This is a genomic window from Bradyrhizobium sp. Kon10 (assembly GCF_055807395.1).
This window is the reverse complement of record NZ_JBVVOZ010000001.1, coordinates 66,186-78,453: the sequence shown is the minus strand read 5'-3', so window position 1 is coordinate 78,453 and position 12,268 is coordinate 66,186. Positions and strand designations below refer to the sequence as shown.

Genomic DNA, 12,268 nt, shown 5'->3' with positions numbered 1-12,268 from the left:
AGGAGTGCCAGATTGGAGAACATTAAGGTGCCAGTTTCCGAGGCGATGATTTCTGCCCTGATCGACCTTAAGCGCGCCGGCGATGAGGGACTGGTGGATCAACTGACGAGCCAGCTTCGGAGTCTGATCGCGGCCGGTCGTATTGGCAGAGGCTGTGCATTGCCATCGAGCCGACGGCTTGCCAGCGATCTCGGCGTTTCCCGCAACACCGTTACCTATGCGTTCGAGCAGCTCGCCGCGGAGGGATATCTCGAGGCGTCGCATGGCCGTCGTCCTCGGGTGACGATCGACGGCAATGAGCGCATCGAGCAGGCGGGCGCGGCTACGAGCGTCCGTTCCTCCAAGCCGCAGTTCTCACCTTGGGCTTCGAAGCTCAAGAAGACTGACTGGCCGATGTCCTATCAGGCTCCGCTAAAGCCGCTGCGGCCGGGGCATGGCGATTTCAGGGAGTTTCCGAACGAGGTCTGGGCGCGCTGCCTGCGCCGCAGCGCCCTGCGCGCGGCGCAGCGCGAGCTTGGTCCGGTCAACCGCACACGCCTGCGCGAGGCGCTCGCGCTTTATCTCGCGACCAGTAGGGGTGTTCGTGCGACGGCGGGCCAGATCATGATCCTGCCGAGTGCACAGGCTGCGCTGAGCTTGATCGCAGCTGTGCTCATCTTGCCCGGTGACGAGGTCTGGGTCGAGGATCCCGGCTATCCCGGTGCCGCGGCTGCTTTCCGCACGTCCGGCGCCCGCGTGACAGGCGTGATGCTGGATGAACAGGGAATGCGGCGGATGCCGGGATTAGCCGCGCCAAAGCTCATCTTCATGACGCCGTCGCATCAGCATCCCACCGGACGGCTGATGTCTCTCGCGCGCCGCACTGAATTTCTGGCGCTTAGCAGGCCCGGAAAGACCTGGATCGTGGAGGACGACTACGACGGAGAATTCCACTATGATAATCGCCCGGTGCCGTCCCTGCAGGGGCTCGATGCCCATGGCCGCACATTCTACGTCGGCACCTTCTCGAAGGCGATGACGTCGGATATCCGGCTTGGCTATCTCGTCGTGCCGGCTGCGTTGGTCAGCACCCTGGAAATCGCGCAGCGGCACATCGGGTTGATCGCTTCCAGCCACATCCAGGAGGCGCTGGCCGAGTTCATTGCCGACGGGCATTTCCTGGCGCACCTGCGCCGAGTGCGCCGGCTCTATCATGCCCGCCGCGATCATCTCGTCGAGCAACTGCAGCGCCATCTGTGCGGTGTCCTCTCGGTCGAGATCCCCTCCGGCGGCATTCAGCTTGTTGCGCGTCTTAAACGGGGCGCGGCGGATCAAGCGGCTGTGAAACGGTTGGTCGCCGCGGGCGTTGAAACGCGAGCCTTGTCCAGTCTGGCGCTCGGCCCACCGCGCGATCATGGCCTACTGCTTGGCTTTGCGGCGTGGCGCGACAATGAAATCAGTGCCGCGGTGCGGACGATGGCGTCGTGCTTCTAGCGCGCTACTCCACCGCCTTCGTCACGATGCGGATCTCCGAGGTCAGCGTGCGGTGCACGGGGCACTTGTCGGCGATCTCCAGCAGTTTCTTGCGCTGCTCGGTATCGAGCCCGCCGTCCATCGCGATATTGCGTTCGATCTGGTCGAGCATACCCTCGCGTGTTTCGCACTCGTCGCAGTCCTTTGCGTGGATCTTTGAGTGCTTCAGTGTGACCGTGACACGGTCGAGCGGAAGCGATTTTCGATCGGCATAGAGGCGCATGGTCATGGAGGTGCAGGCACCGAGACCCGCAAGCAGGAAATCGTAGGGACCCGGGCCGGCATCCTCGCCGCCGGCGGCGACCGGCTCGTCCGCTGTCAGGCGATGCGGACCGACCGAGATGATCTGGTTGAATTTGCTCTTGCGGGTCTCCTGGACCACGACCAGGCGCGGTGCCTCAGGGAGATCGATCGCCTTCGCGGGTTCGGCCGTCTCGATGTAACGGCTCGCCCAGGCGGTGATGACGTCGGCGGCGTAGAGTGCGTCGGCCGGCTTCGTCAGCAGATGATCGGCGTGGTCGAGCGAGACGAAGCTCTTGGGATGCCTGGCCGACACGAACAGCTTGGTCGCATTGTCGATGCCGACGGTATCGTCGACCGGTGAATGCATCACCAACAGCGCCTTGTGCAGGCCGGTGACGTCCTTGATCAGCTCGTGCTCGCCGATATCGTCGAGGAACTCGCGCTTGATCCGGAACGGACGCCCTGCAAGCGAGACTTCGATCTCACCCAGCGTACGGATGTCGTCGATATGCTGTTTGAACAGGCCGGTGACATGGGCGGGATCGGATGGGGCCGCGATGGTCGCAACCGCCTTGGCTTCAGGGATTTGAGCGGCAGCCGCAAGGATCGCGGCGCCGCCGAGGCTATGGCCGATCAGGATCGACGGCGCCCTGCGGGTCGCGCGCAGATGATCTGCCGCGTGCACGAGATCGGCGACGTTGGAGGAGAACGTCGAATTGGCGAAATCGCCTTCGCTGGAGCCGAGCCCGGTGAAGTCGAACCGCAGCACCGCGATGCCCTTGGCGGCGAGCGCGACCGAGATGCGCTTGGCCGCCAGCGTGTCCTTGCCGCAGGTGAAGCAGTGCGCGAACAACGCGAAGGCCGCGGGCTCACCGTCCGGCAGCTCGAGCGCGGCCGAAAGCTGATGGCCGCCTTCGCCGGTGAACTGAAAGCGTTCGGTGGGCATGGGCTTCCCCCGTTCTTGTTTGAATCCTAGTCGCCGGAGTAGCGCTGTTCAGCCCAGGGATCGCCGCGGTTATGATAACCGCGGACTTCCCAGAAGCCCGACGCATCCTCGGCCAGGAACTCGATGGCCTGGAGCCATTTGGCACTCTTCCAGAAATACAGATGTGGCACGACCAGCCGCACCGGGCCGCCATGTTCTTCGGTCAGCGGCTTGCCAGACCAGCTATGTGCGAGTAGCGCGTCCTCGGCAGCGAAATCTTCCAGCGCAAGATTGGTGGTGTACCCGTCAAAGGAATGCAGCACCACGAAGCGCGCGTCGTCGCGCGGCTGGCAGGCCGCGAGCAGGTCACGCGTGGCGAGCCCTTCCCACTGGTTGTCGTAGCGCGACCAGGTCGTGACGCAGTGGATGTCCGAGGTGAACTGCGTCTGCTTCTGCGCGGCGAACTCGGCGTAGGTCCAGAATAGGGGGTTCTCGATCGCGCCATAGACGTCGAGCCGCCAGCGCTCGCGCGAGACCGGCGGCACGACGCCGAGATCGAGCACGGGCCAGTCCTTGGTGAGATGCTGGCCGGGCGGCAGCCGCTGGTCCTCAGAGCGCGTGATCCGGCCCGTGAGGAAGCGCCCCTCGCGCGCCCATTTTTCCTTGGTGCGCGTCAGCTTGCTGTCGGATGGCGGCTCGTTGTCGTCGGCCATGGCCTACTCGTGGCGGTGCATCGCGGAAGCATGCTTGGTGTCGCGCATCGTCGAGTAGATGATCAGCGACAGGCAGATGATGCTGCTGAGGTAAAAGTAGAACCACTCCTCGTGCCCGATGCTCTTGAAATAGAGCGCGATCGCGGGTGCGGTGCCGCCGAAGATCGAAACTGTGATCGCGTAGGGCAGGCCGACGCCGAGCGCACGGACATTGGTCGGGAACAACTCGGCCTTCACCACCGCGTTGATCGAGGTGTAGCCGGCGACGAAGAGCCAGGCGCAGCAGATCAGGACGAACGCGATGAAGGGCGATTTGGTCTCCTTCAAGGTCATCAGCAGCGGCACGGTCGCGAGCGTGCCGGCGACGCCGAAGAAGATCAAAAGCGGCTTGCGTCCGATCTTGTCGGAGATCGCGCCATAGATCGGTTGCAGGATCGTCGCGAAGACCAGCGTGCCGAAGATCACGAAGGTGGTCTGGTCCTCGGTCAGGCCGACCGAGAGCTTGACGAAGGTCTGCATGTAGGTGGTGAAGGTGTAGAACGCCGCGGTGCCGCCCGCGGTCAGGCCGACCACCAGCAGCAGCTCCCGCGGATATTTCAGCAGGTTGGTGATCGAGCCGGTGGGCTTGACGACCTTCTTGGCTTCCTCGAAGGCCTCGGTTTCGTGCAGGCCGCGCCGCATCACCGCGGCAAAGATCGCGAGCGCCGCGCCGATCGCAAACGGGATGCGCCAGCCCCAGGCCTTCAGCTCCTCCGGCGTGAGGAAGACCTTTTGCAGGAGCAGCAGCACGACGATCGCGGTGAGTTGGCCGCCGATCAGCGTGACGTATTGAAAGCTCGAATAGAAGCCGCGATGCTTGGGATCGGCGACCTCGCTCAAATAGGTGGCGCTGGCGCCATACTCGCCGCCGAGGCTGAGGCCCTCGATGACGCGCGCCAGCGCCAGGATCACCGGCGCGGCAAAGCCGATCGTGGCATAGGTCGGCGTCAGCGCGATGATCAGCGAGCCGAAGCACATGAAGACGACCGACAGAGTCAGCGATATCCGCCGCCCGTAATGATCGGCGATATAGCCGAACAGCCAGCCGCCGAGCGGGCGCATCAGGAAGGTCGCCGCGAACACCACGGCGATGTTCAATTGCTGCACGACGGGATCGCTGCCGGGGAAGAAGGCCGGGGCGAAGTACAGCGCGAACGCCGTATAGGCGTAAAAGTCATACCATTCGACGAGATTGCCGATCGAGCCGATCAGGATCGCCTTGATTCGCCGCTGGGCGTCGGCGACGTCAAAATGCTCGGAGGCCGGTTTGATTGCCTGCTTTGTCACGTCCGCCCCCCATGGAATTATCTCTGGGAGCCTACATCGCCTTTCCGAGCAAAAATGGCAACTGGCGGGGGCCCCTGACTGTGCCCTGTGACCAGGTTACGGTGCCTGCCGGGTCGAGCCGAAAGTCCGGAATCCGCTTCAGCCATTCCTCCAGCGCGACCTGCATCTCCATCCGCGCCAGGTTGGAACCGACACAGCGGTGGATGCCAAGGCCGAAGGCCGCGTGGCGGTTTTCCCGCCGGTCAATGACGACCTTGTCAGCATCCGGAAACATCTTTGGATCGCGATTGGCGGCCGGGAAGGACAGCAGCACCATATTGCCCGGCTTGACCGGGCAACCCGAGACCGTGGTCTCCTTGACCACCTCGCGCGCCATCGTCACCGGCGAATAGGCGCGCAGGAGTTCCTCCACAGCCGTGGGGATCAGCCCGGGTTCGGCGATCAGGCGCTCGCGATCGGCCGGCGTCCGGGCGAGGTGCCAGAGCGAGGAGCCGATCGCGCTCCAGGTGGTGTCGATGCCGGCAATCAGCAGCAGGCGCAGCGAGCCCAGCACGTGGGCTTCCTCCAGCGGCTGGCCGTCTTTGCGCTTGGCATTCATCAGATAGGAGATCAGATCGTCGGTCGGCTTCTTCCTGCGCTCCTCGATATGAGCCCTGAAATAGTCGCTCATCTCGTGCACCGCCTCGAGCAGCCTGCTCTCGTCCTTGATGCCGAGTTCCAGGATCATGTGGATCCACTTGATGAAAAGATCGCTGTCGCTCTCGGGGATGCCGAGCATGTGGGCGATCGCGCGCACCGGGATGTGCTTGGTGTAGCACGCGGCTGCATCGATCCTCCCATCGGCGATGAAGCCGTCGATTAATTCGTTGCAGATGGCGCGCATGCGCGGCTCGAGCTTCTTCATCGCATCCGGCGTGAACGGCGGCAGCAGCAATTGCTTGGCCGGCTTGTGCACGGGCGGATCGGAAGTGATCGGCGGGGCCGCGTTCTGCGTCACCTCGGGCCGCACGTCCCGGACGATGATGCGGCGCGACGAGAAATGCTCGGTGTCATTGGCGATCTCCCGCACCGCCTCATAGGTCGTCGGCATGTAGCAGCCGAGAAAGCGTTCGGTGCGCACGACCGGGCTCGCGGCGCGCAGTTCATCCCAGATCGGGAAGGGGTCTTCGGTCCATTGCGGATCGGTGTGGTCGAAATCGTTGACCCAGTCCGTCACGGGGGGATGGGCGGCAGGTTGGCTGACGTCGGACATCTCGGAATCCCTTGAAGCTCGTGTTCGCTGAAGGCACGTAGACGGGCAGAAGCCGCGCTACTCCTCGATCACATCGATTGCGATTTCCGGACAGTTGGACTTGGCGAGCCAGGCCTTGTCTTCGAGGCCCGGTGGAACCGTGCCGTCTCCGGCCTCGTGGGCGTTGCCGTATTCGTCCAGTTCGAACAGCTCGGGCGCGAGCGCCTTGCAGCGTGCATGGCCCTGGCATTTGTCGGGATCGACGCGAACCCTCAGTCGCTGTGTCATTGCGGCTTCCCTGGTCGTGCGCGCGGTCCGGAGGACGTCGCGCTTCCTCTTGTCAATTTTATCGGCGGCATTCGCCAGCTTTAAGTTATATGCTATTACATTCGCGGCAGGCTTCCCCTGTCAAGCGCAAACTTATAGGCTCAGCGCAACATGCGCCCACAACTTGCCCGCAAGCCGCAGCACACTTACCACCACGGCGATCTCCGCGACGCCCTGATCAAGGCCGCGCTGCGCGAGGCGGAGCAGGGCGGGGCGGAGGCGATCAGCATCAAGGCACTGGCAAAGCAGCTCGGTGTCTCGCAGCCGGCGCCATACCGGCATTTCGCCGACCGCGAGGCTTTGCTTGCGGCGGTGACCGCGCACGCCTTCCGGCAACTCAGCACGATTTTGCGGGAGGCGATGGCGAAGCCGTCGAAGCAGTCAAAATTGTCGCGACTGGCGCAAGCGACGCTCGAGTTCGGGCTGCGGCGCAACGGCATCTACCGGTTGATGTTCGCCTCGCGCACGGTCTCGTGCGCGGCCAAGGACAGCGAGCTGCACGAGGCCACACGCGAGACCTTCGCGCTGGTGATCGAGGCGCTGGAGGCGCCGGCGGTCGGTTATCTGCGTGAGCGGCACGCGCTCAAGATCTGGGCGGCCTTGCATGGCGTGGTGACGTTGGCCGAGCAGGGCCTGTTCACCGGCGAGGCCGCGCATGCCACGCGCGAGGAGCTGGTCGAGGATTTCGTCAATGAGACGAAGACGGCGCTGGCGGTTGCGATCAAGAACGCGCGCCGTAAGGCAAAGGCTCGCGCTTAGGGCTTCGTTGAGAGAAGCTTCATCAGCTTTTGCACTGCGCTGTCCGGCGTGGTCACGACGGGGCGGCCGGTCGCCTCCGCAACCAGCGGCGCGGTGGCCGCGATGCTGAATTGCGCGAGCGCGACGACGTCGCAATCGCGCAACTCCTGCGATGCTTCCGCAATCAACCGGTCATGTGTGGCGCGGTCGCCACGATCGAGCGCCGCCAGCGCGCCGTCGGCAAGTTTCGGCACGACCTGGACGGAGGCGGGAAATTCCGGCGGCATCGACACCAGCGTCGGCGGGAAGGTCGAGAGCAGGCCGATCCGCTTGCCCATCGTCACGGCCTGCTCGATCATGGCCTCGTTCGGCTTCAGCACCGGCATCGGCGCATGCGCGGCCGCGACCGCCTCGATGCAGGGACCGAACGCCGAGCAGGTGAACAGGATCGCGTTCGCGCCCGTCGCGACCGCATAATTGCCGAGTGCGAGAAAGCGCTCGGTCATGGCGCCGGTAAGCGCGCCGTCCCGCGCCAGATCCGCCGACAGGCTGTCATCAAGCAGGTTCATCAGCCGCGCCTGCGGCCAGGCCGTTGCGAACGCAGCCTCGATCGGCGCGATGGAGTGCTTGAGGGCGTGGATCAGAGCGATGCGCATGGGGTTCGGTTGCTGCCTCTTCTCCCTCTCCCTGTTTTTACAGGGAGAGGTGAAAACCGCGCCGACCTTTTACTTGAACGGCACCGCGTACATCAAGCCGCCCTTGCTCCAGAGACCGTTGAGGCCGCGCTCGAGCTTGAGGGGGCTCGCCTTGCCGACGTTGCGCTCAAAGATCTCGCCGTAATTGCCGGTCGCCTTGATCGCCGTGACCAGCCATTTGTTGTCGAGCCCAAGCCGCGAGCCGAGATCGCCGGAGACGCCGAGCAGGCGCTGCACCGCGGGCGTCTGCGACTTCGCCATGTCGTCGACATTGGCTTGCGTCACGCCGAGCTCTTCGGCCTCGATCAATCCGTAATGCAGCCAGGTGATGATGTCGCTCCAGACCTCGTCGCCGTTGCGGGTGAATGGCCCGAGCGGCTCCTTGCTGATGGTCTGCGGCAGCACGACGTACTCGGCCGGGTTCGGCGCCGCGGTCGTCACCGCGCCCGCAAGTGCGGAGGCGTCCTGGGTCATGGCGTCGCAGCGGCCGCCGAAGAAGGTCTGGTACATGGTGTCGACCCGGTCGAACACCAGCGGCTTCCAGTCGATGCCGTTGGCGCGGCCGTAATCGCCGAGCGTGACCTCATGCGTGGTGCCCTGCGCGACGCAGACGGTGGCGCCCTTGAGGTCTTTCAGCTCCTTCACGCCGAGGTCCTTCTTCACCACAAAGCCCTGGCCATCATAGAAATTGATCGGGCCCTGGCGCAGGCCCAGCGTCACGCCGCGCAAATAGGTCTGGGTCGAGTTGCGGTAGAGCACGTCGATCTCGCCCGATTGCAGCGCCGTGAATCGGTTCTGCGCCGTCAGCGAGACGTAGCGCACCTTGTTGGGGTCGCCGAGTACGCCGGCCGCGAGCGCCCGGCAATAGTCCACGTCGAGACCCTTGTAATTGCCCTGCGAGTCCGGTGCGGAGAAGCCGGCAAAGCCGGCGCTGACGCCGCACACCAGCGTGCCGCGGTTCTTCACCGTCTCGAGCGTCGTCGCCGACGCAACAACCGTCGATGCCGCGAGCGCACCTGCCGCGATAACCACTTTCCTCATCATGATACTCTCCCCTCAGTGATTGACACTACGCAACACGTTGTCGACGGCCGTGCCGAGTTTCTCGACGATCAGGTCGATCTCGTCAGCCGAAGCGATATAGGGCGGCGCCAGCAGCACATGGTCGCCGCGGACACCGTCCACGGTGCCGCCGCCGGGATAGCAGCCGAGCCCGTTGGCAAGGGCCTCCGTCTTGATCTTCTGATTGAGCTTGAGCGCGGGATCGAACGAGGTGCGGCTGGCGCGGTCGGCGACAAGCTCGATCGCCCAGAACAGGCCGCGGCCCCTGATATCGCCGATATGCCGGTGATTGCCGAAACGATCCGTAAGCCGCTGCTCGAGCTGCCTGCCGCGCTGCTTGACCTGATCAAGCAGGCCATCCTCGCGGATCACATCCTGCACCGCGAGCGCGGCCGCGCAGGCGAGCGGATGCGCCATGTATGTGTGGCCGTGCTGGAATGCGCCTGAACCGACGCGGATCGTGTCGATGATCTTGCCGCTCGCAAGCATCGCGCCGATGGGCTGGTAGCCGCCGCCGAGCCCCTTTGCGATCGCCTGGATGTCCGGCGCGACGCCTTCCTGCTGCCAGGCATGCATGGTACCGGTGCGGCCCATGCCGCACATGACCTCGTCGAGGATCAGGAGCGCGCCATGCCGGTCGCAGATTTCGCGCACTGCCTTGAAATAGCCGTCCGGTGCAGTCACGGCGCCGGCGGTCGCGCCGACGACGGGTTCTGCGAGGAACGCAGCGACGGTCTCGGGACCAAGCCGCTGAAACTCAGCTTCGAGCTCCGCTGCAAGTCGTGCCACGAACTGCGCGTCCGATTCGCCGTCGCGCTTCTCGTGATATGCGAAGGCCGGCGTGACGTGGCTGAAGGCTGTCGAGAGCAGTGGCGCATAAGGCGCGCGACGCCAGGCGTTGCCGCCAGCGGCGAGCGCGCCAAGCGTGTTGCCGTGATAGCTCTGCCGCCGTGCGATGAAGTGCTGCCGTTGCGGCTCTCCACGCTCGATGAAATATTGCCGCGCCAGCTTGATGCTGGCCTCGATCGCCTCTGATCCGCCGCTGACGAAATAGGCGTAGGCGAGACCGCCGGGCTCATGGCCGACCAGCGTCTCGGCCAGCGCTTCGGCCGGCTCGGAGGAGAAGAAGGCGGTGTGCGCATAGGCCAGCGTCGAGGCCTGCTTCGCCATCGCCGCGATCACGCGCGGATGCTGATGGCCCAGGCATGAGACTGCCGCGCCCCCCGAAGCGTCGATCACGCGGCGTCCGTCCTCGGCAAAGAGATAAACCCCTTCACCGCCGATCGCCTTGGGCGGGGTCTCCCGCAACGAACGGTGCAGCACGCGGCTAGTGCGGGCGGCCATGGGTCAACCTTTCTCAGAGACGTAGGTGGAAGCCGCGGCGAGCCGCGCCTCGGTAGCCTGGAGGCGCTTCTTCGCGGCCGCGCCGCCGAGCGAGAACGTCACCGCGGCCAGCGACTGCGCAATCGCGAGCGCACCGGTAAGGCTCGGGAAGAAGCCGGGAGAGGACGCCGCTTCGAACAGCAACACATGATCCGCGCCTTCCGCCATCGGCGCGGTCACGCTGTCCGCGATCGCAATCAGCGTCGCGCCGGCGCGATAGGCGGCCTGTGCGACCCGGACGCTGGCGTTGGTGTATGGCATGAAGCCGATGACAATCACGGCCTCGCGGGGACGGAACGCGCCGAGATCGAGATCGTCCGGCCCGGACACGCCGACGATCTGCACGTGTTCGGGGCGGAACAGCCGCAGCTCATAGTTCAGCAGTTCCGCGACGCTGCGGCAGCTTCGATAGCCGGCGATCCAGATCCGCATGGCGTCGTGCAGCGCGCGAGCCGCGTCCGCGATCGGCTCGGCCGTGATGCGCGGCAGACCGGCGGCCTCTGCGTTGAGCTTCTCGGTAACGAGCGCAACATCGGCATTCGGGCCATGGCGGCGGCCCTTGGCCCGGCCGGAGAAAGGCGAGATCGGCGACGGCCGGCGTGCCTCGGTCAGCGCGGCACGCAATTCATCCCAGCCGGAATAGCCGATCGCCTTTGCAAGGCGCGTGAACGCGGCAGGATCGGCGCCGGCTTCCGCGGCGAGATCGCGCATCGAACGGGTGGTGGCATCGTAATCATTGGCGGCGACGAAGCGTCCGACCTCCTGCAGCCGCATCGGAAGCGACGGCAATGCAATGCGCAGTTCGCTCAACGGCGAGGATTTCGCGGGCTCGGCCATGAAACATTTGTTGCACGAACTGAAGATCGGTGCAACACTTGACGTGCGCTGCCGGAAATCACCGTGTTCGAGAAGGATTTTTGTGCTGTGACCAGCGATAATCCCAGGCCGCCGCCGCGCCGCCGGCTCTTTGCCGCGCTCGGACCGAATGGGTTGAAGGGCGTGTTCTGGCAAGTCGTGGTCGTCGGGATCGCGTTCGCGGTCATCGCGTTCCTCTGGTCGAATACCGTCACCAACCTCTCGGCTCGCCGCATCACGACCGGTTTCGCCTTTCTCGGCCGCGAGGCCGGCATGCCTATCGCGGACAGCCTGCTCGCCTACAATCCAAGGGATTCTTATCTCTGGGCCTTCGTCGTCGGCGTCGCGAACACTTTGCGTGTCGCGGTGGTCGGTATCGTGCTTGCGACGATTCTGGGCACGCTGATCGGCATCTCGCGGCTGTCGGCCAATTGGCTGCTCTCCCGATTCGCCGCCGTCTATGTCGAGGTGCTGCGCGACATTCCGTTGCTGCTGCAACTCCTGTTCTGGTACGTCCTGATGCAGGGCTTGCCGGCCGCGCGTGGGGCGTGGCGGCCGGTCGAGGGCGTGTTCCTCTCCAATCGTGGCCTGATTCTGCCTGCGGTCCCGGTCGGAGCGCCGCAGCTCTGCGTGCTTGGCGCGGCCGCGCTGGGGGTGGCCGTATTCTACGTCGTGCAGCGATGGCTGATCGCGCAGCAGATGCGTGATGGCAGGCCTCGGCCGGCCTGGCCCTTTGCGCTGGGCTTCATCGTCCTGCTGCCGGGGGCAGTGTCGTTGGCGCTGGGCGTATCCTGGACGATCGAATGGCCCGAGTTGCGCGGCTTCAACTTCATCGGCGGGCTGACGCTCTCGCCTGAATATTTTGCGTTGCTGATCGCGCTCGTCACCTACACCTCGGCCTTTGTCGCGGAGATCGTGCGCAGCGGCATCCAATCGGTGTCCCGCGGCCAGTGGGATGCCGCCAAGGCGCTCGGGTTGCGCCGCAGCTTCATGCTGCGGCAGATCATCTTGCCCCAGGCGCTGCGCGTGATCGTGCCGCCGATGACGAGCCAGTATCTCAACCTGACCAAGAACTCCTCGCTCGCGGTGGCGATCGGCTACCAGGACGTGGTCTCGATTGCCAACACCACGCTGAACCAGACTGGCCAGGCGATCGAGGCGATCGCGCTGATCATGGCCGTCTTCCTCACCATCAGTCTCGGCATCAGTTTCTTCATGAATTGGTACAATTCGCGCATCGCCCTGGTGGAGCGCTGAG

Annotated in this window: 12 protein-coding genes; 3 read left to right on the top strand and 9 right to left on the bottom strand. The window is 64.8% G+C overall.

The features are described from left to right. Positions 1–45: 45 nt before the first annotated feature. Entirely contained in the window at positions 46–1,473 is a 1,428-nt protein-coding gene (gene pdxR, locus AC0L2O_RS00350) for a MocR-like pyridoxine biosynthesis transcription factor PdxR (protein WP_473368654.1), read from the top strand. Positions 1,474–1,477: 4 nt separating this feature from the next. On the opposite strand, the gene AC0L2O_RS00345 is transcribed toward pdxR, so the two are convergent. The 5 genes from AC0L2O_RS00345 to AC0L2O_RS00325 are packed head-to-tail and all read right to left on the bottom strand — an operon-like array spanning position 1,478 to position 6,238. After that, complete coding sequence (locus tag AC0L2O_RS00345; protein WP_473368291.1) at positions 1,478–2,701, bottom strand: bifunctional alpha/beta hydrolase/OsmC family protein; 1,224 nt, start codon at positions 2,699–2,701, stop codon at positions 1,478–1,480. Positions 2,702–2,727: 26 nt separating this feature from the next. After that, entirely contained in the window at positions 2,728–3,393 is a 666-nt protein-coding gene (locus AC0L2O_RS00340) for a sulfite oxidase-like oxidoreductase (protein WP_473368290.1), read from the bottom strand. A gap of 3 nt (positions 3,394–3,396) precedes the next feature. After that, positions 3,397–4,719 carry an MFS transporter gene (locus tag AC0L2O_RS00335; RefSeq protein ID WP_409189584.1) on the bottom strand — a complete coding sequence of 441 codons (1,323 nt, stop codon included), beginning with the start codon at positions 4,717–4,719 and terminating at the stop codon, positions 3,397–3,399. A gap of 31 nt (positions 4,720–4,750) precedes the next feature. Continuing rightward, the gene (locus AC0L2O_RS00330; protein WP_473368289.1) at positions 4,751–5,971 is read right to left on the bottom strand and encodes a cytochrome P450; all 1,221 of its coding nucleotides are present in this window, start codon (positions 5,969–5,971) and stop codon (positions 4,751–4,753) included. Positions 5,972–6,028: 57 nt separating this feature from the next. Beyond that, positions 6,029–6,238 carry a ferredoxin gene (locus AC0L2O_RS00325; RefSeq protein ID WP_369725377.1) on the bottom strand — a complete coding sequence of 70 codons (210 nt, stop codon included), beginning with the start codon at positions 6,236–6,238 and terminating at the stop codon, positions 6,029–6,031. 150 nt (positions 6,239–6,388) lie between these two features. On the opposite strand from AC0L2O_RS00325, the gene AC0L2O_RS00320 reads away from it, so the two are divergent. Beyond that, positions 6,389–7,036: a TetR/AcrR family transcriptional regulator gene (locus tag AC0L2O_RS00320; RefSeq protein WP_473368288.1), complete on the top strand. Its 648-nt coding sequence runs from the start codon at positions 6,389–6,391 to the stop codon at positions 7,034–7,036. On the opposite strand, the gene AC0L2O_RS00315 is transcribed toward AC0L2O_RS00320, so the two are convergent. The 4 genes from AC0L2O_RS00315 to AC0L2O_RS00300 form a co-directional block, all read right to left on the bottom strand. Then, complete coding sequence (locus tag AC0L2O_RS00315) at positions 7,033–7,671, bottom strand: aspartate/glutamate racemase family protein (protein WP_473368287.1); 639 nt, start codon at positions 7,669–7,671, stop codon at positions 7,033–7,035. The genes AC0L2O_RS00320 and AC0L2O_RS00315 overlap by 4 nt on opposite strands. 69 nt (positions 7,672–7,740) lie before the next feature. Then, entirely contained in the window at positions 7,741–8,754 is a 1,014-nt protein-coding gene (locus AC0L2O_RS00310) for an amino acid ABC transporter substrate-binding protein (protein ID WP_473368286.1), read from the bottom strand. Between the two features lie 12 nt (positions 8,755–8,766). Continuing rightward, entirely contained in the window at positions 8,767–10,116 is a 1,350-nt protein-coding gene (locus AC0L2O_RS00305) for an aspartate aminotransferase family protein (RefSeq protein WP_473368285.1), read from the bottom strand. 3 nt (positions 10,117–10,119) lie between these two features. Then, a complete protein-coding gene (locus tag AC0L2O_RS00300; RefSeq protein ID WP_473368284.1) occupies positions 10,120–10,992 on the bottom strand; it encodes a MurR/RpiR family transcriptional regulator in 873 nt (290 codons plus the stop codon). 87 nt (positions 10,993–11,079) lie between these two features. Between AC0L2O_RS00300 and AC0L2O_RS00295 the strand changes: the two genes are divergently transcribed. Beyond that, entirely contained in the window at positions 11,080–12,267 is a 1,188-nt protein-coding gene (locus AC0L2O_RS00295; protein WP_473368653.1) for an amino acid ABC transporter permease, read from the top strand. The last annotated feature ends 1 nt before the right edge of the window (position 12,268 follow it).

Coding starts and splice junctions, on each gene's coding strand:
- pdxR (WP_473368654.1), top strand. CDS start 46: ATGATTTCTGCCCTGATCGACCTTAAGCGCGCCGGCGATGAGGGACTG.
- AC0L2O_RS00345 (WP_473368291.1), bottom strand. CDS start 2,701: ATGCCCACCGAACGCTTTCAGTTCACCGGCGAAGGCGGCCATCAGCTT.
- AC0L2O_RS00340 (WP_473368290.1), bottom strand. CDS start 3,393: ATGGCCGACGACAACGAGCCGCCATCCGACAGCAAGCTGACGCGCACC.
- AC0L2O_RS00330 (WP_473368289.1), bottom strand. CDS start 5,971: ATGTCCGACGTCAGCCAACCTGCCGCCCATCCCCCCGTGACGGACTGG.
- AC0L2O_RS00325 (WP_369725377.1), bottom strand. CDS start 6,238: ATGACACAGCGACTGAGGGTTCGCGTCGATCCCGACAAATGCCAGGGC.
- AC0L2O_RS00320 (WP_473368288.1), top strand. CDS start 6,389: ATGCGCCCACAACTTGCCCGCAAGCCGCAGCACACTTACCACCACGGC.
- AC0L2O_RS00315 (WP_473368287.1), bottom strand. CDS start 7,671: ATGCGCATCGCTCTGATCCACGCCCTCAAGCACTCCATCGCGCCGATC.
- AC0L2O_RS00310 (WP_473368286.1), bottom strand. CDS start 8,754: ATGATGAGGAAAGTGGTTATCGCGGCAGGTGCGCTCGCGGCATCGACG.
- AC0L2O_RS00305 (WP_473368285.1), bottom strand. CDS start 10,116: ATGGCCGCCCGCACTAGCCGCGTGCTGCACCGTTCGTTGCGGGAGACC.
- AC0L2O_RS00300 (WP_473368284.1), bottom strand. CDS start 10,992: ATGGCCGAGCCCGCGAAATCCTCGCCGTTGAGCGAACTGCGCATTGCA.